This window comes from Aeromonas sp. Marseille-Q5825 (genome assembly GCF_946892685.1).
Lineage (GTDB): Bacteria > Pseudomonadota > Gammaproteobacteria > Enterobacterales > Aeromonadaceae > Aeromonas > Aeromonas rivipollensis.
In genome coordinates, this window is the sequence record NZ_CAMPOU010000001.1 from 1,291,021 (window position 1) to 1,316,126 (window position 25,106).

A 25,106-nucleotide genomic window follows, 5' to 3' on the forward strand; every position below is an offset into this window, starting at 1 on the left:
CCCCCAAAGACGAGTGATAAAACTCGGCCAGTATAGGGAAACCCGCGGCTTATCAAGATGACATGAGTCAAGTTAACCGTGCTTTGACGCGTTTTTCCGGCTGGTGTCGCGGCTTGCCGGTGATCACATGGAGCACCCCGACCACCAGGCAGACGACGCCGACCAGGGTACTCATGGGAGGCATGGTGCCGCGTAGCATGAAGGCGTAGAGCAGTCCCGCCAGCGTCTCGAACACGATGAGCGGTCCCACCAGTACGGTCGGCAGGCGCTGGCTCGCCTCGTTCCAGCACAGGGTGCCGAGCCAGGAGCAAAAGAGCCCCACCACCCCCATCAGCAGCACGAAGCGCAGGGGCGTCGGCCCTAAGGGCAGGGGAAAGTCCGGTGCGCTCAGGGCGAGATGACCGAGACTGCCGAGGTAGGCAATGAGTGCCACCGGCAGGGTCACCAGCCCCTGAGCGGTGGCCCAGACAGCCGGGCTGCGGTCCGGGTGCTCGCGCAGCCAGCGGGCATTGCGCAGGGGATACCAGGTCCAGCACAACACGGCGACCACCGCCAGGACGAACCCGAACAGCTGCTCGGTGCGTGCCTCTGTCTGCCAGGTCAACTCGGCACGGTTGACCAGATAGAGGCCGACCCCCATCAGCAGCAGTGCCGGGTAGAGACGGGCGCGGGAGAGGCGGCCGTCCCGTGCGCCATAGAGGCGGTTGGCGGCCAGGGCCGTCACCACCGGCAGGGTGCCGATGATCATGGCCGCCAGCGGTGAGCCGATGCGCAAGATGGCTCCCGACAGGCAGAAGTAGTAGATGAGATTCCCCACCAGGGTGAGGGTGAGTGCCTCGCGCCAGTCACTGACCGAGAGGGCCGCCAGGCGTTTGCGGGCCTGCCAGGCGAGTGGCAGCACTATGAGGCCGAAGGCGAGGTAGCGGCCGCTGGCGAGCAGGGCGGGGGGATAGCCGTCCACCAGCAGGGGGGCGACGAAGATGAGCCCCCACATCAGGCCGGCCAGCAGGGCAAACAAGACTCCGATCAACATTTTCCATATCCGGTAAAGAAGAAGGAGGCCAGCCTAGCAGGGGGGTAAGGGCGGCGTATTGAACCAGATTGCGCTTTAGCGGCCAGCCTGTACCTGTTTCTGGTAGCGCACCGGGGTGGTGCCATAGCGGCGCAGGAAGGCGCGGTTGAGGTGCGACTGATCGGCCAGACCACAGGCGGCGGCCACCTCGGCGGCGGGCAGGCCGGCGGCCAGCCACCCCTTGGCCCGCTGCAGGCGGATGGCCATCAACATCTGCTGGGGGGTGACGTGAAAGCGGGCCTTGAAGCTGCGCTGAAAGTGGTAGGAACTGAGGTTCACCGCCCCCGCCAGCTCGGTCAGGGTAATGGGGCGGGCGAAGTAGGCCTGCATATAGTCGATGGCGCGCCCCAGAGGGTGGGCTGCTTCGCGCGGTGCCGCCAGGGCCCGGGCATGGGGGCGCAGGATCTCGCACACGCCCAGCAGCAGGCCGTCGGCGGCGAGCTCGCTGTCACAGTGCCAGAGGGCGTCCAGGGCCGCCTGCAGGACGGGGGCGGTGCGGGGGTCGCTTCGCACGGCTTCGGCGAAATACCAGCCGCGCTCGCCGCTGATGGCCTCGAGCCGATCGGCGGGCAGGTAGAGCATGCGATAGCGCCACCCCTGCTCGCAGGCCGCCTCGCCCGTGTGCAGCTCATCAGGGTTCATCAGCACCAGGCTGCCGGGGCCTGCCAGGAGCTGGCTGCCGCGATAGCGGAAACGCTCGGCACCGCACTCGATGACACCGAGGCCAAACCCCTCGTGGCTATGGGGATCGAAGATGTGGTGCTGGATGTGGGCGCGATAGAGCTCGGTCGCAGGCTGCCCCGGCAGGGCGCGAAAATCGGCCCTGTCGTGCTGATGGGTAAATGTGACCGGTACTCCCTGCATCCTGACCTCCTGTCATTGAGCCTTCATCATAGGGTGCCGCGCTGCGGCGGCCAAGACTAGGCCCGTGCGGCGCACTCGCGCTCGAGGGCTGTACGGATCTCGTCTGCGGTCTTGATGGTGCGGATGCGGCGAAACAGCTCATCGGCCTGGGGGTATTCCCGCACTATGTAGGAGAACCACTGCTTGATGCGGCTGGGGTAGTAGTCGGCCTTGTCGCTCGCCAGATCCTGCTCGGTGTAGCTCACCATCAGTTGCAACACCTCGGCCCAGCTCATGTGGGCACAGCCGGTTTTCATCACGTTGGCCAGATTGGGCAGGGAGATGGCGCCGCGGCCCACCATGAGGGCGTCGCAGCCGGAGACGCTGGCGCAGGCGAGGGCATCCTTATGATCCCAGATCTCACCATTGGCGGTCACCGGAATGGGCAGGGCGCGGCGGATGAGATCCACGTATTCCCAGTGCGCCGGCGCCTTGTAGCCTTCGCGCTTGGTGCGGGCATGGACGGCTAGCTCGTTGGCGCCCCCCTGGAAGACCGCCTGGGCGTTGTCCATATAGAGCTCCTTGTCATCGTAACCCAGGCGGATCTTGGCGCTCACCGGCAGGTGGGCAGGGACGGCTTCGCGCACCGCCTTGACGATGCGATAGACGGTCTCTGGCTCCTTGAGCAGCACGGCGCCCCCCTTGCTCTTGTTGACCGTGGGGGCGGGGCAGCCGAAGTTGAGATCGACCCCGGGGGAGCCGAGCTCGATGGCGCGTACCGCATTCTCTGCCAGCCATTCGGGGTGCTGGCCCAGCAGTTGCACCCGCACCGGGGTGCCGGCACGGGTCTTGCCATCCTGCTTGAGTTCGGGGCAGAGGCGATAGAACACCTTGGCGGGCAGCAGCTGATCGACGACCCGGATGAACTCGCTGACACAGAGGTCGTAATCGTTGACGGAGGTGAGAACCTCCCGCATCAGGTGATCCAGCACCCCCTGCATGGGGGCCAAAATAACGCGCATAGCTGCTTCCGAAGACAAGGGGAGAAAAAAGAGCGCAGATTGTAGTGGCAATGGGCGGCGTTGTCAGCCGTCTGCCCACTCGATGGGCCTAATCGACTGCCGCCGCATGGGCCAGGCTGTCAGCTTCCGGGCCAACTCTGTTAGGCTAAAGGCAGAGATGCATTCAGAGGAGTACCCATGAAACGCTGGTGTCTGATGGCCCTGGGCTGGCTCGCCTTCGCCACCGGGATAGTCGGGATAGTCCTGCCCCTGCTGCCGACCACCCCCTTCATGTTGCTGGCGGCGGCCCTCTTTGCCCGCTCGTCACCCCGTTTTCACCGTTGGCTGCTGGCACACCCCTGGTTTGGGCCCCCCATCCATGACTGGCAGCAATATCGCGGCATTCGGCGCCATGCCCGGCGCCGTGCCATTATCTTCATTCTGCTCTCCTTCTCGGTGTCGCTGCTGGTGGTGCCGCTGCCCTGGGTGAGGCTGCTGCTGGTTGTCATAATGGTGATCCTGCTCACCTGGTTAATGCGTCTGCCGGTGCTGGAGCCAGTTGCAATGGAGAAGTGAAATCCCTAAGCTATTGCGGCAATAATGCTATGGAGTCGGCCTGTCATTTTTTGCATGACGGGCCTTTTTATTGCCCGCTGGCGGGCAGCGCAAGAGACGCCACGCCTGGGCTCAAAAATAAGCGGTCAAATAATGAATCCGGATACCCTGAAGTTTATCGAAGCGAGCATCAAGACCATTCCCGACTATCCGAAGCCGGGCATACTGTTTCGCGACATCACCAGCCTGATCGAGAATGCCGAGGCCTTCAAGGCCACCATAGATCTGCTGGCCGAGCATTATCGTGATCAAGGGATCACCAAGATCGTCGGCACCGAGGCCCGCGGTTTCATCTTCGGCGCCCCTGTGGCCTTCGCCATGGGATTGGGCTTCGTGCCGGTTCGCAAGCCGGGCAAGCTGCCCCGCGCCATCATCGAAGAGTCCTATGCCCTCGAGTACGGCACCGACACCCTGCAACTGCATACCGACGCCATAGTGCCCGGTGACAAGGTGCTGGTGGTGGACGATCTGCTGGCCACCGGCGGCACCGTCGATGCCACCGTCAAGCTCATTCGCCGCGCCGGCGGTGAAGTGGCCGATGCGGCCTTCATCATCTCCCTGCCGTCGCTGGGCGGTGATGCCCGCCTGACCGCCGCTGGCGTCAAGGTGGTCTCGCTGGTGGAACTCGCGGGCGAGTAAGCCCCCTTGGCAGGCGGGCCTCGTCAACCCGCCAATGCCCCGAACCGGTGCCTGAATGGGCACCGGTTTGAAAATCAAGCGATCCCTCCCACGGCGGCCGATAGCCCATACAGCCCGCCCTCCATTTGTGTTAGCATCCTGCCTCAATGCCTCGTTTTCCAGCATCGAGATCTATGAGCTATCAGGTTCTGGCGCGTAAATGGCGCCCCCATACGTTTGAACAAGTGGTTGGCCAGCAACATGTGCTGACCGCCTTGACCAATGCCCTGGATCAGGGACGGTTGCATCACGCCTACCTGCTGAGCGGCACCCGCGGGGTCGGCAAGACCACCATAGCCCGCATCCTGGCCAAGAGCCTCAACTGCGAGCAGGGGATCAGCAGCCACCCGTGCGGCGTATGCGACACCTGCCGTGAGATCGATCAGGGCAACTTCGTCGATCTGCTGGAGATCGATGCGGCCTCGCGCACCAAGGTGGAAGACACCCGCGAGCTGCTGGACAACGTGCAGTACCGCCCGGCCCGCGGCCGCTTCAAGGTGTACCTCATCGATGAGGTGCACATGCTGTCGCGCCACAGCTTCAATGCGCTGCTCAAAACCCTGGAAGAGCCGCCTCCCTATGTGAAGTTCCTGCTGGCCACCACGGATCCGCAGAAGCTCCCCATCACCATCTTGTCCCGCTGCCTCCAGTTCCACCTCAAGAGCCTGGATCAGAGCCAGATCGCCAAGCAGCTGGAGTGGGTGCTGGATCAGGAAGGTCAGCCGTTCGAGCCCCGCGCCCTGCTGGCCCTGGCCAAGGCGGCCGACGGCAGCATGCGCGATGCCCTGAGCCTCACCGATCAGGCGCTGGCCCACGGCAACGGCAGCGTGCGTCTGGAGAGCGTGCTGACCATGCTGGGCACCCTCGACCACCACCACCTGCACCAGTTGCTGGAGGCCATACTGCGCCAGGATGCTCCGGCCACCATGGCCAAGATCACCGAAATCGCCACCCTGGGGCCGGACTTCGATCAGCTCCACGCCGAGCTGGAAGCCTTGCTCCATCGCGTCGCCATGGCCCAGCTGCTCCCTGCCAGCGTGCAGGAGCAGGGGGCGGATGCGGATGCCTTGCTGCAGTTGGCGGGGGCCATGAGCCCGGAAGAGGTGCAGCTCTGCTACCAGATAGTGCTGGGGGGGCGCAAGGACTTGCCCTGGGCGCCCGATGGCCGCACCGCGCTGGAGATGACCTGTCTGCGGATGCTGGCCTTCTCGCCGCGCCGCGAGGCGGTGCATCCCGCCAATCTGAGCGCCTTGCCCGTCTCCATGGGCGCGCTGCCCGGGGCGGGGAGGGAGGCCGTATCGACCCTGCCGGGAAAGCCGTCAGGGGCTGAGCCAGCCCCGCATCAGGCCGCGACGGCGGCCAGCACGGCCGTGCCCGCAGCCCTGACGCCGACAGCGCCGCTCTTGGTGGTGCAGGCCGATGAGCCGGCTTCCGGCGACGATGAATCGAACGCGACTCTCTTTGCCGAGCAACATGAGCTGCTAGAAGAGGCGCAGCGGATGGGGTACGAGGCGCAGCCGATGCAGCCAGAGTCTCAGCTCGGTGGCGCGCCCCAGGCAGTGGAAGCACAGCCCCTTGAATCCGAGCAGCCGGCATCCTTCCATGAGGAGGTCCTGCCGACGGCGGCTCCTGCCATAACCCCTGAACCCGAGGCAGCCCCCTCGGCGGCCTCCAGCATGCAGAGCCTGCTGGGCAAGCGCAATCTGCTGCGCAGCCGGTTGCGGGGCGACGCCGGGGCGGCGACCAGCTCTGTGCCCCCCAGGGCGACGCCGAGCAAACCGGCTGCGCCCCTGGCCATTCCCGCCGTGCAACCTGTGGCGCCAGCGCCCTCTGTACCTGCCAGGCAGGCCGCTGCGGTGCCCGCCTATTCCGGGCCCATGACGGGCTATGAGGATCTGCCGCCCCTCGATGCCTATGACGACAGCGGCAGCGATTACGAGGAATATCTGAATCAGGGCTTCGGCGACGGGCCGGTCAGCGCTCCCGCAGCGCAAGCGGCGGCGCCAAGGCCGAGTGCTCCGCAAAAGGCCAGTCCCGCCTCGGATGACTTGCCCCCCTGGGATCTGGACGGCGCACCCGCCAGGGCCGCCGCTGCCCCCGTCGCCGCAGCGCCAGTTACGACGCCCCTTGCCGTGCCCGAAAACGTGCAGCCAACGGCGGCTCAGGTGATGGAGACCATCGACTGGGATGAGCTGGAGAGCGACGCCCAGCCGGATGAGGGGGAGGAGGTCACCCGCCTGATCCCCTCTTCTCTGCTGGTCAATTGCGGCGATCCCTGGGCCGAGCTCATCGCCCGTACCGGGGTCGGTGGCCGGCTGCGCCAGCTCGCCATCAACTCTGTGATGACCCGGCAGGGGGAGCTGGTGTCCCTGGTGCTCAAGCCAGAGCAGCGCCATCTGGTCAGCGATAGAGCCCTTGCCGATCTGGCCGAGATCATAGGCCCGGAGTTCGGACAGCCGGTGCGTGTCGAGGTGACCCTGGGCACGGATCCGGCGCGGGAGACGCCGCTCGAGATCGAGCATCGCCTCTATCTGGGGGTGCGTGAGCAGGTGAGCCGGGATCTGGCGGACGATCCCAATGTGCAGTTCCTGCAGCAGCGATTCGGCGCCGTGCTCCATCCCGAGAGCATCGAGCCCCTCAGCCGCTGAGCGCTATGAGTTAAATCCCATGCCGGGACCCGAGTCCCGGTTGAAAAATCTTTTGGCTGCCCCCATATCCGGGGTAGAACAAGCCCACAGCCCGGCGCTGGATGCCGGATTTCAAGACGAGAGACGACCTATGTTTGGTAAAGGTGGAATGGGTAACCTGATGAAACAGGCCCAACAGATGCAAGAGCGCATGCAGAAGATGCAAGAGCAGCTGGCTCAGATGGAAGTCGTCGGCGAAGCCGGCGCCGGCATGGTCAAGGTCACCATGGCCGGCAGCCACAGCGTGCGCCGTATCGAGATAGATCCGAGTCTGATGGAAGATGACAAGGAGATGCTGGAAGATCTGGTCGCCGCCGCCGTCAACGACGCCGTGCGCCGGGTGGAAGAGCAGAACAAGAGCAAGATGGGCGAGCTGACCGGTGGCATGCAACTGCCCCCTGGCTTCAAGATGCCCTTCTAAGGGCTGAACGCCTTTCAAATCTAGAGGCCATGATCCATGGCGATGACGCAGCTGACCGGGTTCCCACCCTGTCAGCTGCGTTTTGTTTTTTCCGTTCCCCGGTTTCCCGGGGCAGGCGTGTATTACTTGCTGCTCTGGACTGTGGTGTAGCTGTTGATCAGATTGCGATAGTCGGGGATGTGGTTGGCGAACAGGGTACCCAGACCCTCCACGTCATTGCGCCAGTCGCGGTGCAGTTCACAGGCGGCCCCAAACCAGGTCATCAGCTGCGCCCCGGCGGATGACATCCGATCCCAGGCCGAGTGACGGGTGATCTCGTTGAAGGTCCCGGAGGCATCTGTGATGACAAACACCTCGTACCCTTCCTCGAGGGCGGACAGGGCCGGGAATGCCACGCACACCTCGGTGACGATGCCGGCGATGATCAGCTGCTTCTTGCCGGTGGCCTTGACCGCCTTGACGAACTCCTCGTTATCCCAGGCGTTGATCTGCCCGGGGCGGGCAATGTAAGGGGCGTCCGGGAAGGTCTCCTTGAGCTCTGTCATCAGCGGGCCGTTGGGCCCGTTTTCGAAACTGGTGGTCAGTATGGTCGGCAGCTCGAAGTACTTGGCCAGCGCGGCCAGCGCCAGCACGTTGTTGCGAAACTTGTCCGGCTCTATGTCACGCACCAGCGAAGACAGCCCTGCCTGGTGATCCACCAGCAGTACGGCAGCGTTGTTCTTGTCGAGTTTGACGTAGGGTTTGTTCATGACTTTTCTCCTGATCTGTGGGCAAAGGAGTTAACGCTGGGGATCCAGCACTTCGTTATGTTGCAGCACCTTGCGGCGCGCTCGATCAACGGCTGTCGGTCGATGGTTTTCAGCGGGTCAGCACCTGGGCGCATTGTCTGCTTGTGCAGCATGCGTTCCTGTTGCCGGCCCGAGGTTCAGCGTCCTATCTGGCCAAAACGGCCACTGTTGTAGTCATTGATGGCCTGCACTATCTCTTCCTGGGTGTTCATCACGAAGGGGCCGTGACCGACTATGGGTTCATCGAGGGGGGCGCCATTGAGCAGCAGCAGCGTCGTATCTTCCTCGACATCCATCACCAGCTGGCTGCCACGGCGTTCCATGACTGCCAGCTCGGCGGTGCGGACAGGGTGGCGGTTGCCGAGGCGAATGGCGCCTTTGAGCACAAACAGCGCCGTGGTGTGTCCTTCCGGCAGCGCGAGCGTCACCAGGTGATGGGCCTTCAGACGCATGTCCCAGACGTTCATCGGGGTGAAGGTGCGGGCAGGGCCGAAGGTATCGCCGAGCTGCCCGGCGATGATGCGAGCCTCCCCTGCGCCCTCTGGCAGTGCCACCCGAGGGATCTCGTCGGCGGTGATGCCCTGGTAGCCAGGGGCCGTCATCTTCTCTTTAGCGGGCAAGTTTACCCACAGCTGCACCATCTCGAAGGCGCCGCCCGTCCTGGCAAATGCCGGGCTGTGGTACTCCTCGTGGATAAGGCCGGATGCGGCCGTCATCCACTGCACGTCACCCGGACCTATGGTGCCGCCGCCCCCCGAGGAGTCTCTGTGGGAGACGCCGCCCTCATAGACGATAGTCACGGTTTCGAACCCGCGGTGAGGGTGCTGGCCGACGCCGAGTTGATGGGTGGTGGCCGGGAAATTGGCCGGGCCTGCATGGTCCATCAGCAGGAAGGGGGACATCTCCTCGGCGATATCGTTGTAGGAGAAGATGCTCCTGACAGGGAAGCCATCGCCGACCCAGTGCCTCTCGTTGCTGCGCTTGATAAATGCCAGTTCTTTCATCTCAATGCCTCCGTTGAATCAATGGAGACAGTGTAGAAAGTAGTCATTTACCGGACTAGATGGTTAAATAAGAAAACACTTTCTAATGAGTTGGAAGATGGACTTCAATCAGGTCGTCGTATTCGTCAAGGTCGTGCAAGCGGGCAGTTTCAGCGCGGCGGCGCGTCTGCTGGGCTTGCCGACCTCCACCGTCAGCCATCGGGTGGCCATGCTGGAGAAGCGTCTGGGCGTCACCCTATTGCAGCGAACCACCCGCAGGTTGCACCTGACCGATGCCGGACAGATCTATTTCGACCACGCCTCGGCCGGCCTGGTGCATGTGCTTGACGCCGAGGCGGCGGTGACCGAGGCGCGGGAAGAGCCCTGCGGGCTGCTGCGCATCACGGCTCCCGTGGATATCGGCAACCAGATCCTGTCATCTATCCTGGGCCAGATGCGCAGCCAGTGGCCCAAGGTCGATGTGGAGCTGGTGTTGATGAACCGCTACGTGGATCTGGTCGCCGAGGGGGTCGATGTCGCCATTCGTACCGGCCCTCTCAAGGATTCGACGCTGATCGCCAAGCAGGTGGGGATTGCGCGCTGGGCCCTGTTTGCCAGCCCGGATTACCTCGCCAGCGCCGGGGTGCCAGATGCACCTCAGGCGCTGCGGCAGCATGCCTGCCTGCAGTTCACGCCACTGGGCAAGGAGGCCTGGGTACTTCACGACGGGGCCGCCAACAGTGTGACAGTCTCTGTGGCCCGGCAGACACTGATCAACGATGTCGGCCTGATCATGACCATGGTGCAGGCGGGTGGTGGGGTGGCACTGTTGCCCTCCTACCTGTGTCGCCAGGCCTGCGAAGAGGGGAGACTGTTGCCTCTCCTGCCCGAATGGCATGGCAAGGCGGATCCCATTCATATCGTCTATCCCAGGCAGCGCTTCATGGCCCCCAGGCTGCGCGCCTTCGTGGATCTTGCCACGCTGACCCTGCGTCAATGGCTCGAATGACGGGTCGCCGAGGTGGTAATTGCGGCCAGCCCCATAAATAAACAAAGCGCCTGATGGCGCTTTGTTTATTTGATATCACGTCAACCTAGCTGAGCCAGCCTATCGCCATGGCCAACCGGCCGCACAGGGCCGCCAGCAGGATGCCAAGCAGGGTGCGCAGCAGCCAGATCACCACCAGTTGCCCCAGGCTCACCGGGATCTTGGTGGCCAGGATGCAGGGGATGGAGGCGGAGAAGAAGAGCACAGAACTCACCGAGACCACGGCGGTCACATAGCGCACCAGCAGATCCGCATCCTTGAGCAGGATGGCGGGCAGGAACATCTCCGCCAAGCCAGCCGAGAGCGCTCTTGCGGTCTCCAGCGGCTCTCCCAAGTCCAGTAGCCAGGTGAGGGGCCACAGCAGCCAGCCCAGCAGATCAAACAGCGGCGAGTGCTGGGCCAGCAGCAGCCCCAGCAGGCCGACGGACAAGATGGTAGGGACCACGGCGGCGGCCATGTAGAGGCCATCCTTGAGGTTGTCCTGCAACTGCCGCAGCACGGGATCCGCCTGGCTGGACTGGGTGAGCCCGGAGGCCAGTGCCGCTTGCCAGCGACTCATGCCCTCCGGCAGCGGCTCGTCGGTCTCGCCCTGGTGCGCCATGGTACTGATGGGGGGGACCCGCGCCAGGATGGCGGTGATGACGAAGGTGATGACCAGGGTGGACCAGAAGTAGAAGTTCCAGTGCCCCATCAGGTTGAGGGTCTTGGCCACTATGATCATGAAGGCGGCGGAGACGGTGGAGAAGCCGGTGGCGATGATGACGGCTTCCCGTACCGTGTACTTGCCCGCGAGGAAGACCCGGTTGGTGATGAGGAGGCCCACCGAGTAGCTGCCGACGAAGGAGGCGACCGCATCGATGGCGGAGTGGCCAGGGGTGCGCCAGAGGGGGCGCATCACCGGCTGCATCAGCACGCCGATGAGCTCCAGCAGGCCGAAGCCGAGCAGGAAGGTGAGGGCCATGGCGCCTATGGGCACTATGAGGCCCACCGACATGGCCAGCTTGTCAAAAAGAAAGGGCAGGCGATCCGGCGTCATCAGCCAGGCGGGGCCCCAGTCGGCCACATACATGATGGCCAGCCCCAGCCCGAGCAGCTTGAACAGACTCAGCAGTCTGTCGATGGGGCGGGCGCGCCAGCGACCATCCAGCAGCGGGCTGATGGCGCCATAGGCGATCAGCAGCAGGATCAGCCCCAGGGCGAGCGGGCGCTGCGCCATCAGGAAGCCCGCCAGGTGATCCACCAGTATGGTGCTGCGGCCCGCGAGCTCGAAGGGCACGAAAAAGATGGCGATGCCGAGCACACTGGTCAGCAGCAGTTTGATGCCAGCCCCTGAGCGGGCAGGGGCGGTAAGTGCGTGTTCAGGTTCCATTTCCTCTCCTTGTGATCCACATGGTTCAACTCCCTTGATGACCTAATTTGTATATACAATATCGACGCAAGCCCAAAATGGAAACAACAAATACACCAAAAAGCAACATTTGATGAAAATGGAATCCGTATGACGCTTTTCTGTGGAGGAGTGCGATCGCGGCACTGTGGGCCACTGTCTGGTCTGGACAGAGCGGCCGCGCAAGGGACGTCATGGCAAGAGAGGCAAGGAGGCAGGAAGGAACCAGGCCAATAAAGCTTTTCCATAACGACCAAAAAAGCAGAAAACCTGAGCCCGGATTTAAACATTTTCACGGCATTCATCGAGGGAGGCTTTCTTATAACTATTTATGAAATGCTCATAAAGCCTTTGTTCATTTGACTACTTTTCGAGTATCTCATTGCGGAGTAAGATGCCACTTCAATAAAAATAAGAATTAGGAGTTCGGGTGTGAAGGCATTAGAGAAAGAAAGGATATCGCCCTATATCAGCCAGTTATACGAGTGCGGTATTAATGATTCTGACATTAAGTTGGTGGTGGACCAATTTCGCGCCGACCTGTCCGGCAGTTCATCCCTGTTTTTATTGCGGGATGATGACAAGAGCGACGGAATAAAGCTCTTTTCCAGCGGTTTGACCGAGGCCCAGCAGCATTTTTATGTGCAGCACCATCGCCAGGATGTGTGGTTCAATCATTATCTGGACAAGGGCTGCCAGGGGATCGTCAGCGCCAATACCATCTCCAGCTCGGTGGGACTGCTGGCCAGCTTCGGTGCCCAGTTTGCGGCGGGCGGTGTCTGTCGGGTGAAGGGGCGGGGTCTCAGCACCCTGTGCAGTTACCGCGGCGCCGCTCAGGATGACTTCAACAGCCGGGATCTCAGCTCCTTGACAGAGATCTATTCTGGTCTGGCCGCCTGGAGCCAGCATTATTGGAACCTGCTGGCCCTGGAAACCCAGAACTATCAGCTGCAGCAACTGGTGAAAAACCATAATAAGCCCAGCGCCATCATAGATGACAAGGGGCATATTCATTATTCCAATGTGGCGTTCAACCGCATCGCCGATGAAAACGTCGAGCTGCGGGCGGTCAATGGTATTTTCTCTTTGCAAAATAAGGAGCAGCAACGCCAGCTCAAGGAAACCTTGAATGGCTTTGCCTATTTGCTGCCAGGCGCCAGCGCCTATATGTCCATTCCCCGTCAGTCCAATCTCAGGCCCCTGCTGATCCAGTGCACCCTGATGAGCGGCCTCAGCCGCTTCGAGCGCTATGTGGAAGTGGTATTGCGCGATCCCGAGCACTCCTTCAACCCGGACATAGAGGCACTGGCCAGCCTCTATCCCCTCACCATTGGCGAAAAGGAGCTGCTGGTGCTGATGAGCAAGGGCTACAGCAGCAACGACATCGCCGAGTTGCGCGGTGTCAAAGTGGAAACAGTGCGCTCCACCCTCAAGGGGGTGTTCAAGAAGACCGACTGCCACAGCCAGAACGAGCTGCTGCTGTTGCTGCAATCCATCTCCTGATAGGCACCAGCTATGCTTGGAGTGAGCCGGGCATAGTGCCTGGCTCGCGCCTCCCGTCGGGAGGCCTGTCGGGGGAAGCGTCATGGAATCACTCAAGGCAAGGGATTATATGCAGACCAAGCCCATCACGTTCAGCGCGGACATGATGGTGCAAAATGCGGTCACCAAGTTTCTCAACAGTCATCAGCTCGGCGGCCCCGTGGTGGACAGCCTGGGGCACCTGATTGGCTGGGTGTCCGAGCAGGATTGCATTGCCGTCATGTTGAAAGAGGCCTATCACTGCGAACAGGTGGCCCAGGTCAAGGATGTGATGCGCAAGGAGGTGCTGGCCGTGGGGCCAGACACCAGCATCCTGGATCTGGCGGAGATGATGATGGGCCAAAAGCCGAAGATCTATCCCGTGGTGGAAGAGGGTCGCCTTCTTGGGGTGATCAGCCGCCACAACGTGATGCAGGCCATTCACGCCCAGCTTGGTACTTGCTTCGTGCATCAGGCCAGGGTCTGATCCGGTTTTGCCGGATCATCGGGAGCAGGCCGGGGGCCTGCTCTTTTTATTGCCCGCCGCGCCATTGAACCTGGCAGTTGCCGCTTTAAGGCTTGCACCGCCCCCGCTCGCTCTTTAGGATCGCTCCCAGCTTATCGATATGGCCCCTCTGGGCACTTATTTAAGGAATTCCTACCTTGTCTCTCTCTATCGAGGCGCTGCGCCGCCGTCTCTCTGCCTGCATGAATCTCGATGCCCGTCGCCTTTCCAGTCGCCTGCACGGGGTCAAGAAATTGCCTGAGGGCAAACAGACCGCCATGCTGGAGACCATAGCAGCCGATCTGGATGTCGCGCAGGCGCGCTATCAAGCCCGTCTGGCGGGCGTGCCCAGGGTCACTTACCCGGACAACCTGCCGGTCAGCCAGAAGCAGGCGGAGATCGCAAAGGCGATCAGTGAGCATCAGGTGGTGATCATCGCCGGTGAAACCGGCTCGGGCAAGACCACCCAGATCCCCAAGATCTGTCTCTCGCTCGGGCGCGGGGTCAAGGGCTATATAGGCCACACCCAGCCGCGGCGCCTCGCGGCCCGCACGGTAGCGGCCCGTATTGCGGAAGAGATGGAGTCAGAGCTCGGCCAGTACGTGGGCTACAAGGTGCGCTTTACCGATCAGGTGAGCGAGCAGACCCACATCAAGCTGATGACTGACGGTATCCTGCTGGCGGAGATCCAGCACGACCGCATGCTCACCCAGTACGACACCATCATCATCGATGAGGCCCACGAACGTAGTCTCAACATCGACTTCATCCTGGGCTACTTGAAGCAACTGCTGCCAAGACGCCCGGATCTCAAGGTGATCATCACCTCGGCCACCATAGATCCCCAGCGCTTCTCCCGCCATTTCAACCAGGCGCCCATCATCGAAGTCTCAGGCCGCACCTATCCGGTGGAGGTGCGCTACCGCCCCCTTGCCAGCGACAAGAGCGAGGGGCTGGAGGAGCGCGACGAGCTGCAGGGCATCTTCGATGCAGTCGAAGAGCTGGCCCGAGAGGGGCTGGGGGACATCCTCATCTTCATGAACGGCGAGCGGGAAATTCGTGACACCACCGACGCCCTGCGCAAGCTCAACCTGCGCGACACCGAGGTGCTGCCGCTCTACGCCCGCCTCTCCAACGCCGAGCAGAACAAGGTGTTCCAGCAACATGCCGGGCGGCGCATAGTGCTGGCCACCAACGTGGCGGAGACTTCACTGACGGTGCCGGGCATCCGCTACGTCATCGATCCGGGCACAGCCCGCATCAGCCGCTACTCCTGGCGCACCAAGGTGCAGCGCCTGCCCATAGAGCCTGTCTCCCAGGCCAGTGCCAACCAGCGTAAAGGTCGCTGCGGCCGGGTGGCGGACGGTATCTGTATCCGCCTCTACTCGGAAGAGGATTTCAACGGCCGTCCGGCCTTTACCGACCCCGAGATCCTGCGCACCAACCTGGCGTCCGTCATCCTGCAGATGCTGGCGCTCGGCCTTGGCAACATGGAGGCCTTCCCCTTCGTCGAGCCGCCGGAGTCGCGCCACATCAAGGATGGCCTGACCCTCTTGAAAGAATTGGAGGCGGTCAAAGAGCTGCCCGGCACCCGGGAGCAGGAGCCCAAGCTGCAGCTGACCGAAACCGGTCGCCAGCTGTCTCGCATTCCCCTCGATCCACGGCTCGCCAAGATGGTGATCACGGCGGCGCAAACCGGCTGCCTGAGCGAGGTGATGGTGATCACCGCCGGCCTCAGCATCCAGGATCCCCGCGAGCGGCCCATGGAGAAGAAGCAGGCTGCCGACGAGCAGCACAGACGCTTCGAGGACAAGGATTCCGATTTCTTCGCCTTCGTCAATCTGTGGAATTACCTCAAAGAGCAGCAGGATCTCCTGGGCAGCAACCCCTTCCGCCGCATGTGCCAGAAGGAATTTCTCTCCTACCTGCGGGTGCGCGAGTGGCAGGACATTCATTTCCAGCTGCGCCAGACGGTGAAAGAGCTTGGCTTCAAAGCCAACCATGAGCCTGCGGATTTCAAGACGGTGCACTGCGCCCTGCTGACGGGGCTGCTCAGCCATATCGGCAACAAGGATCTGGAAAAGCCGGAGTTTCTCGGCGCCCGCAACGGCCGCTTCCACCTCTTCCCGGCCTCGGGTCTGTTCAAGAAGCCGCCCAAGTGGGTGATGGCCGCAGAATTGGTGGAAACTTCCCGCCTCTACGCCCGCATCAACGCCAAGATCGAGCCGGAATGGGTAGAGCCCCTGGCGGCGCACCTCATCAAGCTGCACCACAGCGATCCCCACTGGTCGAAGAAAAACGGCGCCGTCATGGCCAAGGAGAAGGTAACCCTCTACGGCCTGACTCTGGTCAACGAGCGCACCATCAATTTCAGCCGCATCGATCCGGCCCTGTGCCGCGAGCTCTTCATTCGCCGCGCCCTGGTGGAAGGGGACTTCGAGACCCGCCACCGCTTCTTTGGCGAGAACCGCAAGCTCTTGGCCGAGGTGGAAGCGCTGGAGCATAAATCCCGTCGTCGCGACATCCTGGTGGATGACGAGGATCTGTTCCGCTTCTACGATGCCCGTTTGCCGGAGGAGGTGATCTCCGCCCGTCACTTCGACAAGTGGTGGAAAGAGGCGCAAAAGCAGGATCCCGAGCTGCTCAACTTCGAGAAAGAGATGCTGATGAAGGGGGATGCGGCCCACATCAGCGATCTCGACTACCCCAACTTCTGGCAGCAGGGGCGCCTCAAGCTCAAGCTGACCTACCAGTTCGAGCCGGGGGAGGCTGCCGATGGCGTCACCCTGCATATTCCGTTGCCGCTACTCAACCAGGTGGAGGTGAAGGGGTTCGAATGGCTGATCCCCGGGCTGCGCCATGAACTGCTGGTGGCCCTCATCAAGTCGATGCCCAAGCCGATGCGCAAGAACTTCGTGCCGGCCCCGAACTACGCCGATGCGCTGCTCGCCACCCTCAATCCCGAGCAGGGGCCGCTGCTGGACGAGATGGAGCGTCAGCTGCGCCGCATGACGGGGGTCACAGTGCCCCGGGAAGCCTGGGACTGGGCATCGGTGCCCGATCACCTGAAACTCACCTTCCGGGTGCTGGATGACAAGCACAAGCCCATCGCGGAAGGCAAGGATCTGGAGGCGCTGAAGGAATCCCTGCGCGGCAAGGTGCAGGAGACCCTCTCCCAGGTGGCGGACGACGACATAGAGCAGTCGGGCCTCACCCTGTGGAGCTTTGGCGAGCTGCCCCAGGAGTACAGCCAGAAGCGCAGCGGCTTCGAGGTGAAGGCCTATCCGACCCTGGTGGATCAGAAAGACTCGGTCGCCATCCAGCTGGTGGAGAGCCCGGTGGCCCAGCAGCAGTTGATGTGGGCGGGCCAGCGCCGGCTGGTGCTGCTCAACGTGCCGTCCCCCATCAAGTATCTGCAGGAGAAGCTGCCGAACAAGGCCAAGCTGGGGCTCTACTTCAACCCCTTCGGCAAGGTGGCCGAGCTCATCGACGACTGCATCGCCTGTGGCTGTGACAAGCTCATGGAGCAGCACGGCGGCCTGGCCTGGGACGAGGCCGGTTTCGAGTCGCTCAAGGAGTTTGTCCGTGCCGAGCTCAACGACGCCGTGGTGGAAGTGGCCAAACAGGTAGAAGCCGTGCTGACCCTCTCCCATGAGATCAAGAAGCGGCTCAAGGGCAAGATGCAGCTTGACACCGCCTTTGCCATGTCGGACATCCAGTTGCAGCTGGGCAACCTCATTCACAAGGGGTTTGTCACCGAAACCGGCTGGCAGCGGCTGCCTGACTTGTTGCGCTACCTGCGCGCCATCGAGCGGCGCCTCGAGAAGCTGGCCATCGATCCCAACCGGGACAGGGTCCATATGCTCAAGGTGCAGAGCGTGGAGAGCGACTACAAGGCGCTGCTCGCCAAGATCCCCAAATCCCAGCCGATCCCCCCCGAGGTGGCCAATATCCGCTGGATGATTGAGGAGCTGCGGGTCTCCTTCTTCGCCCAGCAGCTGGGGACGCCGTACCCCATCTCGGATAAACGGGTGCAGAGCGCCATAGCCCAGTGCTAAGCTGCTATCTATCTGTTTTATTGGATAGAGTGAAAACAGACCGGGTTTGAAGGGAAGGGAGGCCGTCATATGCTGGGGATCTGGTTGGGGGTTGCGCTGGTCAACATCAGCGGCTATCAGCCCATTGCGGAGCAAACCTGGGTGCAGCTCAACCCGGACTACTACCCGGTGCACAGGGCCGTGCCTCCCATCTTCGTGGCCTGGCGGGGCAACCAGTTCCCGCCGCTCGAACAAAAGAAGAAGAACGGCCACTGGCAGATCCTGTTTCCCGCCCGTCTGGTGCCCCCCTTCGATCTGTTCGAAGGGGAGGCCCAGCTCTCCAAGGCCTATCTGGCCAGGCTCAAGCGCATCGATGAGATGGCCTATGGCATGGCCCCCCATTCGGCCGTGCAGCCCGTCGCCAGTGGCTCTCTCTCCCCCGAGGATCAGGGAGGGGCGGCCTTTATCGCCGAGTTCTCCTTGCCGGGTTCGAATGCGGGGAGGGGGCGGATGCCCCAGAGCGAGCCGCTGCTGGCCAACCTGATGGGGCGGGCTGCGCCCATCCCCCTGGGGGCTTCCGCTCAGATCGGTGCCGTGCAGATCGTGGCCCTGGGCCAAGGGGCCGAGGGGACCACTCTCACCCTGTCCGCGACAGCTGCGGGAGGGGCATCGCGAGTCTGTCACCAGGTGGCGGCGGGGGAGACGCTCTGGCGCATCGCCAGCCAGCTCCAGGCACAGGTGGGCAGCGGGTCTGATACCTACAGCTATCTGCTGGCGCTGGTGCAGGAGAATCGCCCCGGGATGGGGAAGGGGATAAGGGTACAGACAGGCCAGCGCCTTTACTGCCCCAAGGCCGAGACCCTGGCCCAGTTCGACGCCATGAGCCCGGCCCAGCGCCAGCAGCAGTTTGCCCGTCTGGAGCAGGGGCGCTGAGCCGCGTTCGGATAAGATCTGATGCCGCTGAGGGGAGGGGCGGATGGCGAGTCGCTCGTCCCTTGTATCCACCCTGGGCCCATGCTAGTATTCGCGCTCGTTTTGCGAGGTGCTGACCGGTCGCAGTCAACACCATATATTCATCTTAAAAGAGATAACCACTATGTCTTTCGTATTCCAAGCTGAAGTCCGTTCTGACCTGGGGAAAGGTGCGAGCCGCCGCCTGCGTCATGCTGACCAAGTTCCTGCCATCGTTTACGGTGCAGGCAAAGAAGCCGTGTCCGTTACCCTGGACCACAAAAAGCTGATCCTGGCCCAAGAGAAGCCGGAGTTCTACTCCTCCGAGCTGACCCTGGTCATCAACGGCGAAGAAGTAAAAGTAAACGTCAAGGCGATCCAACGTCACCCGGTACGTTACAAGCTGGTTCACCTGGACTTCGTACGCATCTAATTGCGTCAGTCCGGTTGAATGAAAAGCCACTCCTCGGAGTGGCTTTTTGCATTCTGGCGTTCTTGCCGCAGCCATGAAAGAGGGCGACCCCGGGGTCGCCCTCTCGTCTTTTTCCTCTCTACCAGACCGGCTGGCTGAGGTAGGGATTGCTCGCCTTCTCGCGACCAAAGGTGGAGCTGGGGCCGTGGCCGGGCACGAAGACGATGTCATCCCCAAGGGGCAGCAGGGTCTCGGTGATCGACTTGATCAGGGTGGCGTGATCCCCGCGGGGGAAATCGGTGCGGCCTATGCTGCCGGCAAAGAGCACGTCTCCCACCCAGGCGAGTCGCTCGGCCTGGCAGAGCAGCACTATGTGCCCCGGGGTATGGCCCGGGCAGAAATAGACCTCCAGCTCGCAGTGGCCCAGCTGCACCTTGTCACCTTGCTCAAGCCAGCCATCCGGTGTAAAGGCCGGAGCATGGGCGAAGCCGAACATCTGGCTCTGCTGGGGCAGCATGTCGAGCCAGAAGGCATCTTCCTTGTGGGGCCCGGTGATGGGTACGCCGGTCTGCTCGCGCAGCTGGTTGGCGGCCCCCACGTGATCCAGATGACCGTGGGTCAGCAGTATATGGGTCAGGGTCAGCCCCCGTTTGGCGATGGCCGCCAGCAGTTTGTCCGCCTCGCCACCCGGGTCGATCAGCGCCGCCTGATGGGTCTCGTCACACCAGATGAGGGAACAATTCTGGGCGAAAGGGGTGACCGGGATCACCTCGAACTTCAACATGTGGGACTCTCCTGAGGGGTCTGACGGGCGTGCTGCTCGGCGAAGTAGGCGAGGCAGGCCTGCTTGTCACCGCGAAACTGGATCCGCTCGCGTTTGTTGTTCAGCTGATAGAGGTACATGGGGTCATAGTAGCGGGTCAGCAGCAGGCGGATCCAGGCGAGGTGCAGCGCCGTATCCCCCGTGCTGGCCTGCTCCTGGAGGGCGGCCTGCATCAAGCCATCCAGCTCCCGGTGATCCTTGTCCCCGAGGCGGCGCTTGAGCCGGGCCAGGGCATCGGTCAGGTAGCCGGCAAACAGCGGCCAGCCGTCCTCAGCGCCATACATCTCCAGGTAGCGTTGCCAGAGATCCTGCACGTAATCCACCCGGATCTGCTCGGCTCGCTCCTCCTGGGGCACCTCAACCACCACCAGGGGGGCCTGGCACATGGCCTCATAGAGGTTAAGAGGCAGGGCGCAGCGACCGATGAGGCGGCTTTCGTCTTCCACCACGAAGGCGTGTTCGCCCTGGTGGCGGCGCTTGAGCAGCTCTATGGCCAGCCGGTTCTCGAAGTTGATGTTGCTGGGCTGGCCTCCCGGCAACTGGCCAAAGGAGGATCCCCTGTGATGGGCGTGCCCTTCCAGATCCACCGACTGGGCAATGTTGGCCAGCATGTGGGTCTTGCCGGAGCCTGTCATGCCGGTCAGCACGTGCCAGTGGCACTGGGCGCTGGCGCTCTCCTGGGTATCGATGAGAAAGCGGCGCAGCTCCTTGTAGCCGCCGGCCACCCGGGGGCGGATGACCCCCGCCTCGGACAGCCACTGCTGCACCGTCTGCGAGCGCAGGCCGCCGCGAAAACAGTAGAGCAGGGCATCTGGCTGCTGGCGCAACTGCGCCAGCCATCCTTCGATACGCGCGGCGCGCACGGCGCCCCCTACCAGCTTGTGGCCGAGTTCAATGGCCGCCGCCTGACCCTGCTGCTTGTAACAGGTGCCCACCTGGGCGCGTTCGTCATCCGTCATCAGCGGCAGGCTGACGGCGTTGGGAAAGGCCCCTTCCTGGAATTCGACGGGGGCGCGCAGATCGATGAGGGGCACATCCTCCAGGAAGATGGCGGCGAGATCCCTGGCCAGTGGCAGCTCACTCATCGCGCATTCCCCCGGCAGGCCGGTGCCGTCTTGGCAACAAACCGCAGTGCACTCATTGGATGACCTCGATAAAGCGCGCGCCATCCAGTGCCTGCAAGCGGCCAATGGGGGAGAGGCTCAACCCGGCCTGCTCGGCAATGGCGAGGAATTCGGCCTCGGTTTCCTGGCCGACGGCCACCAGCAGGCCGCCACTGGTCTGGGGATCGCACAGTATGTTGCGGGTGCGATCACTCATGGCATCGAGCTTGTGGCCGTAGGAGTCGTGGTTGCGCAGGGTACCGCCCGGCACGCAGCCCTCGGACAGGTAGTGATCCACCTCGTCCAGCAGGGGCAGCGCCTTGAAGTCGAGGCGGGCACACACCCCTGAGCCTTCGCACATCTCCAGCAGGTGGCCCGCCAGCCCGAAGCCGGTGACGTCCGTCATGGCATGCACGCCGGGCAGGGCCGCAAACTGCTGGCCAATCTTGTTGAGGGTGCACATGGCCTCGGGAGCCAGCTGCTCGTGCTCGGGCTTGAGCTTGCCCTTCTTCTGGGCCGTGGTGAGGATGCCGATGCCAAGGGGCTTGGTGAGATAGAGCACATCACCCACCTTGGCGGTGTCGTTCTGCTTGATGGCATCGAGCGGCACTATGCCGGTCACCGCGAGGCCGAAGATGGGCTCGGGGGCATCGATACTGTGGCCACCGGCGAGCGAGATGCCCGCCTCGTGGCACACCTGACGACCGCCGTCGATCACCTGCTGGGCCACTTCAGGCGCCAGCGTGTTGATGGGCCAGCCGAGGATGGCGATGGCGACTATGGGTTTGCCGCCCATGGCGTAGATGTCGCTGATGGCGTTGGTGGCGGCGATGCGACCGAAGGTGAAGGGATCGTCGACGATGGGCATGAAGAAGTCGGTGGTGGAGACTATGCCCTGACCGTTGCCGATGTCCACCACGGCGGCGTCATCCTTGCTGCTGTTGCCGACGATCAGGGTCGGATCGTCAAAGCCCGGGATCTGGCTCTTCAAAATGGTGTCGAGCACCTTGGGGGAGATTTTGCACCCACAGCCAGCGCCGTGGCTGTACTGGGTCAGACGAATGGAAGACATGCTTACCCCTCTTGGTTCAAACTCATGTCGGCGCGCGTGACGCGGCGCGATAACGGTGTGACCTGTGTGAAGGGTCCACCAGAGACGGGTGATCCGGATGGGCGGCGGGCCGGCAGGGCGTGCCGGGTGGCATTGAGAGTCTGGCCCCCAGGGTCGCGCCAACGGAGTCACGGGACGGCGCATTATGCCACAAAGAGCGTGAGGATTCCGAACCCCATTGACGGCAAGAGGGCCAGGGGACTCCAGCCTTATCGGGACTGTGGGTGGCCCCGGCGGCAAAGGAGGCCAGATGGGAATAGACTGGCAGGGTGCCACCCACACAAGGAGTGATCCCGATGAAACTCTATGCCCATCCCTTTTCGTCCTACAGCCAGAAGGTACTGATCGCCCTCTACGAGAATGACGTCCCCTTCGATTACCTCAACCTGGAGGCGGCAACGGTGAAGGCCGAACTCGCCAGCCTCTGGCCCCTCAAGCGCTTTCCTGTGCTGGTGGATCAGGGGCGCACCCTGATAGAGAGCAGTACCATCATCGAATATCTCCAATGGGCGCATCCCGGCCCCCATTGTCTGGTGCCTGAGAGGGAGGCGGGGATCGAGGTTCACATGCTCGATCGCCTGTTCGACAACTATGTGATGACGCCCATGCAGAAGGTGGTGCTGGACAGGATGCGCCCGGCGGGGGATCACGATGGCTACGGCGTCGCCCAGGCCCGGGAGCTGCTGGACAAGATCTACCCCTGGCTGGACCAGCGCCTCGCCGGACGCACCTGGGCGGCAGGGGAGGCGTTCACCCTGGCCGATTGCGCCGCCGCCCCCTCGCTCTTCTATGCCGACTGGGCCCATGAAATCCCGCACTCACTCACCAGGCTGTGTGCCTACCGCGCCCGTCTGCTGGGCCACCCCTCCATAGTCCGGGTGGTGGATGAGGCACGGCCCTATCGCCACTACTTCCCCCTGGGGGCACCGCCCCGTGACTGAGATGAGCCTTGCTCATGGGCGACGTGGGGCCGGCGTGATCACAGGGGTACGCCCATTGATTGATTCAACGATAAGTTAACGGAAACAAAGGGTTGTCATTCGATTCCAGTCCACTATATTGGTTGAGCAGTTATCATTTCGTTACCAACTCGTATTGGTACGATCAACAAACAGGTTAATCAATTGAGGATTCATGCATGAGACTGACCCAGATTGCCAAGAGTGTTGCATTGGCGGGTATGCTCGTCACCGTGGCCATGCCAGGCTTTGCTCAAGAGAGCCCCAAAGAGGCGACGACAGCGACCAAAGCGGCCAATGATGCCCTCTACAAGCAGCTCCCTTTCGCCAACAAGACAGATTTCACCAATGCCCACAAAGGCTTTATCGCCGCGCTACCAGATGCAGTGATCAAGGGCGAGCAAGGCAATGTGATCTGGGATCCGACCAAATACGCTTTCATCAAGGAGGGGGACAAAGCACCCGATAGCGTCAACCCCAGCCTCTGGCGCCAGTCGCAGTTGATCAACATCAGTGGTCTGTTTGAGGTCACGGATGGCATTTACCAGGTGCGCAACCTCGATCTGTCCAACATGACCATCATCGAAGGCAAGGATGGCATCACCATAGTGGATCCCTTGATTTCGGCGGAGACAGCCAAAATTGGTCTGGATCTCTACTACAAGCATCGCGGCAACAAACCGGTCAAGGCCGTGATCTACACCCACAGCCACGTCGACCACTATGGCGGCGTCAAAGGGGTAGTCAATGAAGAGGACGTCAAGTCCGGCAAGGTCAAGGTCTATGCCCCCGAGGGCTTCATGGAGGCGGCCGTAGCCGAAAACATCATGGCAGGCAACGCCATGAGTCGCCGCGCCAGCTACATGTATGGCAACCTGCTGCCGCCTGATGCCAAGGGGCAGGTGGGGGCCGGGCTTGGTACCACCACGTCCGCCGGTACCGTGACCCTGATTGCGCCAACGAATTACATCACCAAGACGGGTCAGAAAGAGAGTATCGATGGCCTGACCTATGAATTCATGATGGCACCGGGCTCCGAAGCGCCAGCCGAGATGCTCTGGTACATCGAAGAGAAGAAGGCCATCTCTGCGGCCGAAGATGCCACCCATACCCTGCATAACACCTACTCCCTGCGTGGCGCCAAGATCCGCGAGCCGCTGCCCTGGTCCAAGTATCTGAATCAGGCTCTGACCATGTGGGGCGACAAGGCTGAGGTGATCTTCGCCCAGCACCACTGGCCTACCTGGGGGAACGAGGAGGTCACGACACTGCTCAAGTCCCAGCGCGACCTCTATCGCTATATCAACGATGAAACCCTGCGAATGATCAACCACGGCTATACCCGTGACGAAATCGCCGCCAAGTTCAAGCTGCCGGACAACCTGGCCAACACCTGGTCAAGCCGGGGCTACTATGGCTCCATCAGCCACAACGTCAAGGCGACCTATGTGCTCTATCTGGGCTGGTTTGACGGTAACCCGGCCACCCTGGATGAGCTGCCGCCGGTGGAGGCCGCCAAGAAGTATGTCGATTACATGGGGGGAGCCGACAATATCCTGAAAAAAGCGAAAGAGGATTTTGCTCAAGGCAATTATCGCTGGGTGGCTCAGGTCGTGAGCAAAGTGGTGTTTGCCGATCCGGATAACCAGGCGGCTCGCGCCCTGGAAGCCGATGCCCTCGAACAAATGGGTTATCAGGCCGAATCCGGCCCGTGGCGCAACTTCTACCTGACTGGAGCCAAGGAGCTACGCGGGGGTGTCACAAAGCTGGCTACCCCGAATACCGCCAGCCCGGATACGGTGCGTGCCATGTCACTGGATATGTTCTTTGACTACCTGGCAGTGCGTCTGAACAGTGAAAAGGCGGGCAATGCCCATGCAATGCTGAACTTCGACTTCGGTGATCAAGGAGGGAAGTACAAGATCGAGCTGGAAAATGGTGTGCTCAACAACACCGCCAATGCCCAGGACGAGAAGGCCGATGCGACCATCACGCTCTCGCGCGATGTGCTCAATAACCTGCTGCTCAAGCAGACCACCTTCGAACAGGCGGTGGCTGCAGGGGACATCAAGATCAACGGCAATGCCGATAAACTCAAGGAAGTGCTCAGCTATCTGGACAACTTCGAGTTCTGGTTCAACATCGTTACCCCATGATCAAG

21 protein-coding genes are annotated in these 25,106 nt (G+C 62.2%); 12 read left to right on the top strand and 9 right to left on the bottom strand.

Annotation, left to right across the window (positions count from 1 at the left end; genetic code table 11):
* Positions 1-67: 67 nt before the first annotated feature.
* From OC537_RS05965 to dusC, 3 genes are all read right to left on the bottom strand, one after another.
* Positions 68-1,033 carry a DMT family transporter gene (locus OC537_RS05965; protein WP_262110265.1) on the bottom strand — a complete coding sequence of 322 codons (966 nt, stop codon included), beginning with the start codon at positions 1,031-1,033 and terminating at the stop codon, positions 68-70.
* A gap of 75 nt (positions 1,034-1,108) precedes the next feature.
* A complete protein-coding gene (locus OC537_RS05970; protein ID WP_262110267.1) occupies positions 1,109-1,936 on the bottom strand; it encodes an AraC family transcriptional regulator in 828 nt (275 codons plus the stop codon).
* A gap of 56 nt (positions 1,937-1,992) precedes the next feature.
* Positions 1,993-2,937 carry a tRNA dihydrouridine(16) synthase DusC gene (gene dusC / locus OC537_RS05975; protein ID WP_106886814.1) on the bottom strand — a complete coding sequence of 315 codons (945 nt, stop codon included), beginning with the start codon at positions 2,935-2,937 and terminating at the stop codon, positions 1,993-1,995.
* A 177-nt stretch (positions 2,938-3,114) separates the two neighbouring features.
* On the opposite strand from dusC, the gene OC537_RS05980 reads away from it, so the two are divergent.
* From OC537_RS05980 to OC537_RS05995, 4 genes are all read left to right on the top strand, one after another.
* On the top strand, positions 3,115-3,492 hold the full coding sequence (locus OC537_RS05980) for a YbaN family protein (protein WP_163136720.1): 378 nt from the start codon (positions 3,115-3,117) through the stop codon (positions 3,490-3,492).
* A gap of 132 nt (positions 3,493-3,624) precedes the next feature.
* Positions 3,625-4,170, top strand: coding sequence for an adenine phosphoribosyltransferase (gene apt, locus OC537_RS05985; RefSeq protein ID WP_042650168.1), 546 nt, complete (start codon positions 3,625-3,627; stop codon positions 4,168-4,170).
* A gap of 173 nt (positions 4,171-4,343) precedes the next feature.
* Positions 4,344-6,857 (top strand): DNA polymerase III subunit gamma/tau, encoded by a 2,514-nt coding sequence (gene dnaX / locus OC537_RS05990; RefSeq protein WP_262110272.1) that lies wholly within the window; start codon positions 4,344-4,346, stop codon positions 6,855-6,857.
* A gap of 130 nt (positions 6,858-6,987) precedes the next feature.
* Positions 6,988-7,317, top strand: a complete 330-nt coding sequence (locus tag OC537_RS05995) for a YbaB/EbfC family nucleoid-associated protein (RefSeq protein WP_011706069.1) — start codon at positions 6,988-6,990, stop codon at positions 7,315-7,317.
* 122 nt (positions 7,318-7,439) lie between these two features.
* On the opposite strand, the gene ycaC is transcribed toward OC537_RS05995, so the two are convergent.
* Positions 7,440-8,066 carry an isochorismate family cysteine hydrolase YcaC gene (gene ycaC, locus OC537_RS06000; protein WP_111910588.1) on the bottom strand — a complete coding sequence of 209 codons (627 nt, stop codon included), beginning with the start codon at positions 8,064-8,066 and terminating at the stop codon, positions 7,440-7,442.
* A gap of 176 nt (positions 8,067-8,242) precedes the next feature.
* On the bottom strand, positions 8,243-9,109 hold the full coding sequence (locus OC537_RS06005) for a pirin family protein (RefSeq protein WP_262110276.1): 867 nt from the start codon (positions 9,107-9,109) through the stop codon (positions 8,243-8,245).
* 97 nt (positions 9,110-9,206) lie between these two features.
* On the opposite strand from OC537_RS06005, the gene OC537_RS06010 reads away from it, so the two are divergent.
* Entirely contained in the window at positions 9,207-10,097 is an 891-nt protein-coding gene (locus OC537_RS06010) for a LysR family transcriptional regulator (protein WP_262110278.1), read from the top strand.
* A gap of 85 nt (positions 10,098-10,182) precedes the next feature.
* Here the strand turns inward: OC537_RS06010 and OC537_RS06015 are convergent, their stop codons facing one another.
* Positions 10,183-11,505, bottom strand: a complete 1,323-nt coding sequence (locus tag OC537_RS06015; RefSeq protein WP_262110280.1) for a YjiH family protein — start codon at positions 11,503-11,505, stop codon at positions 10,183-10,185.
* A 450-nt stretch (positions 11,506-11,955) separates the two neighbouring features.
* Between OC537_RS06015 and OC537_RS06020 the strand changes: the two genes are divergently transcribed.
* From OC537_RS06020 to rplY, 5 genes are all read left to right on the top strand, one after another.
* Positions 11,956-13,026 (top strand): helix-turn-helix transcriptional regulator, encoded by a 1,071-nt coding sequence (locus OC537_RS06020; RefSeq protein WP_316044144.1) that lies wholly within the window; start codon positions 11,956-11,958, stop codon positions 13,024-13,026.
* Between the two features lie 82 nt (positions 13,027-13,108).
* Entirely contained in the window at positions 13,109-13,531 is a 423-nt protein-coding gene (locus OC537_RS06025; protein WP_106886806.1) for a CBS domain-containing protein, read from the top strand.
* A gap of 176 nt (positions 13,532-13,707) precedes the next feature.
* Entirely contained in the window at positions 13,708-17,607 is a 3,900-nt protein-coding gene (hrpA, locus tag OC537_RS06030) for an ATP-dependent RNA helicase HrpA (protein ID WP_262110285.1), read from the top strand.
* Positions 17,608-17,676: 69 nt separating this feature from the next.
* The gene (locus tag OC537_RS06035) at positions 17,677-18,519 is read left to right on the top strand and encodes a hypothetical protein (protein WP_262110287.1); all 843 of its coding nucleotides are present in this window, start codon (positions 17,677-17,679) and stop codon (positions 18,517-18,519) included.
* A gap of 163 nt (positions 18,520-18,682) precedes the next feature.
* Positions 18,683-18,970, top strand: a complete 288-nt coding sequence (rplY, locus tag OC537_RS06040) for a 50S ribosomal protein L25 (protein ID WP_025326956.1) — start codon at positions 18,683-18,685, stop codon at positions 18,968-18,970.
* Positions 18,971-19,088: 118 nt separating this feature from the next.
* Here rplY and OC537_RS06045 read toward each other — a convergent pair whose 3' ends face one another.
* The 3 genes from OC537_RS06045 to selD are packed head-to-tail and all read right to left on the bottom strand — an operon-like array spanning position 19,089 to position 21,947.
* Complete coding sequence (locus OC537_RS06045) at positions 19,089-19,733, bottom strand: MBL fold metallo-hydrolase (protein ID WP_262110290.1); 645 nt, start codon at positions 19,731-19,733, stop codon at positions 19,089-19,091.
* On the bottom strand, positions 19,727-20,857 hold the full coding sequence (mnmH, locus tag OC537_RS06050) for a tRNA 2-selenouridine(34) synthase MnmH (protein ID WP_262110292.1): 1,131 nt from the start codon (positions 20,855-20,857) through the stop codon (positions 19,727-19,729). Before mnmH ends, OC537_RS06045 begins: the two co-directional genes overlap by 7 nt.
* Positions 20,858-20,909: 52 nt before the next feature.
* Positions 20,910-21,947, bottom strand: a complete 1,038-nt coding sequence (gene selD, locus OC537_RS06055) for a selenide, water dikinase SelD (RefSeq protein ID WP_262110295.1) — start codon at positions 21,945-21,947, stop codon at positions 20,910-20,912.
* A 335-nt stretch (positions 21,948-22,282) separates the two neighbouring features.
* On the opposite strand from selD, the gene OC537_RS06060 reads away from it, so the two are divergent.
* Positions 22,283-22,927, top strand: coding sequence for a glutathione S-transferase family protein (locus OC537_RS06060; protein ID WP_262110297.1), 645 nt, complete (start codon positions 22,283-22,285; stop codon positions 22,925-22,927).
* Positions 22,928-23,124: 197 nt separating this feature from the next.
* Entirely contained in the window at positions 23,125-25,101 is a 1,977-nt protein-coding gene (locus OC537_RS06065) for an alkyl/aryl-sulfatase (RefSeq protein ID WP_262110299.1), read from the top strand.
* Positions 25,102-25,106 lie beyond the last annotated feature (5 nt).

Bases quoted from the DNA above. Each gene is read 5' to 3' on its own strand.
- OC537_RS05965 (WP_262110265.1), bottom strand. From the start codon at position 1,033: ATGTTGATCGGAGTCTTGTTTGCCCTGCTGGCCGGCCTGATGTGGGGG.
- OC537_RS05970 (WP_262110267.1), bottom strand. From the start codon at position 1,936: ATGCAGGGAGTACCGGTCACATTTACCCATCAGCACGACAGGGCCGAT.
- dusC (WP_106886814.1), bottom strand. From the start codon at position 2,937: ATGCGCGTTATTTTGGCCCCCATGCAGGGGGTGCTGGATCACCTGATG.
- OC537_RS05980 (WP_163136720.1), top strand. From the start codon at position 3,115: ATGAAACGCTGGTGTCTGATGGCCCTGGGCTGGCTCGCCTTCGCCACC.
- apt (WP_042650168.1), top strand. From the start codon at position 3,625: ATGAATCCGGATACCCTGAAGTTTATCGAAGCGAGCATCAAGACCATT.
- dnaX (WP_262110272.1), top strand. From the start codon at position 4,344: ATGAGCTATCAGGTTCTGGCGCGTAAATGGCGCCCCCATACGTTTGAA.
- OC537_RS05995 (WP_011706069.1), top strand. From the start codon at position 6,988: ATGTTTGGTAAAGGTGGAATGGGTAACCTGATGAAACAGGCCCAACAG.
- ycaC (WP_111910588.1), bottom strand. From the start codon at position 8,066: ATGAACAAACCCTACGTCAAACTCGACAAGAACAACGCTGCCGTACTG.
- OC537_RS06005 (WP_262110276.1), bottom strand. From the start codon at position 9,109: ATGAAAGAACTGGCATTTATCAAGCGCAGCAACGAGAGGCACTGGGTC.
- OC537_RS06010 (WP_262110278.1), top strand. From the start codon at position 9,207: ATGGACTTCAATCAGGTCGTCGTATTCGTCAAGGTCGTGCAAGCGGGC.
- OC537_RS06015 (WP_262110280.1), bottom strand. From the start codon at position 11,505: ATGGAACCTGAACACGCACTTACCGCCCCTGCCCGCTCAGGGGCTGGC.
- OC537_RS06025 (WP_106886806.1), top strand. From the start codon at position 13,109: ATGGAATCACTCAAGGCAAGGGATTATATGCAGACCAAGCCCATCACG.
- OC537_RS06035 (WP_262110287.1), top strand. From the start codon at position 17,677: ATGCTGGGGATCTGGTTGGGGGTTGCGCTGGTCAACATCAGCGGCTAT.
- rplY (WP_025326956.1), top strand. From the start codon at position 18,683: ATGTCTTTCGTATTCCAAGCTGAAGTCCGTTCTGACCTGGGGAAAGGT.
- OC537_RS06045 (WP_262110290.1), bottom strand. From the start codon at position 19,733: ATGTTGAAGTTCGAGGTGATCCCGGTCACCCCTTTCGCCCAGAATTGT.
- mnmH (WP_262110292.1), bottom strand. From the start codon at position 20,857: ATGAGTGAGCTGCCACTGGCCAGGGATCTCGCCGCCATCTTCCTGGAG.
- selD (WP_262110295.1), bottom strand. From the start codon at position 21,947: ATGTCTTCCATTCGTCTGACCCAGTACAGCCACGGCGCTGGCTGTGGG.
- OC537_RS06060 (WP_262110297.1), top strand. From the start codon at position 22,283: ATGAAACTCTATGCCCATCCCTTTTCGTCCTACAGCCAGAAGGTACTG.
- OC537_RS06065 (WP_262110299.1), top strand. From the start codon at position 23,125: ATGAGACTGACCCAGATTGCCAAGAGTGTTGCATTGGCGGGTATGCTC.